This is a genomic window from Microbacterium sp. BF1 (assembly GCF_019279095.1).
Classification (GTDB): domain Bacteria; phylum Actinomycetota; class Actinomycetes; order Actinomycetales; family Microbacteriaceae; genus Microbacterium; species Microbacterium maritypicum.
This window is the reverse complement of sequence record NZ_JAGYWT010000851.1, coordinates 1-576: the sequence shown is the minus strand read 5'-3', so window position 1 is coordinate 576 and position 576 is coordinate 1. Positions and strand designations below refer to the sequence as shown.

Sequence of the window (576 nt, the reverse complement as noted above, 5' to 3'; positions counted from 1 at the left end):
GAGCGAAGCGGCACGCGTTCGGCGGCGTGCAGCACCTGATCTGGCAGGTCGAGACCTACGGCTTCCACCTCACGGAGCTCGAGGTGCGCCAGCACTCGCAGGTGCACGCGAAGGCCCTGGCCGAGCTCGATGCCGGCGAGGCCATCAGCGCGCAGACCGAGGAGGTGCTGGAGGTGTTCCGCGCGATCGCGGACATCCAGAACGACCGTGGCCTGCGCGCCGCCGGGCGCTACGTCGTCTCCTTCACCCAGGCGGCTTCCGACCTCGCGAACGTGCACCGTCTCGCCCGCTACGCGCTCGGTGACGACGCCCCGGTGCTCGACGTGGTGCCCCTGTTCGAGACGTTCGCCGATCTGCAGGCGGCTCCCGGCATCCTCGCGGAGGCCGTGACGTTCCCCGAGTTCCGCGAGCGCATGGCCGCCACCGGCAATCGGCTCGAAGTCATGCTCGGCTACTCGGACTCGTCGAAGGACGTCGGCCCCGTCGCCGCGAACCTCGCCCTGTACGAGGCGCAGGAGAAGATCGCACGGTGGGCGCAGGAATCCGACATCGAGCTGACCCTCTTCCACGGTCGCG

Annotated in this window: 1 protein-coding gene; it reads left to right on the top strand. The window is 69.8% G+C overall.

Translation table 11 applies throughout. The features are described 5' to 3' along the window. The coding region (locus tag KZA10_RS17165) for a phosphoenolpyruvate carboxylase (protein WP_218683506.1) at positions 1 to 576 on the top strand (576 nt) is incomplete at both ends.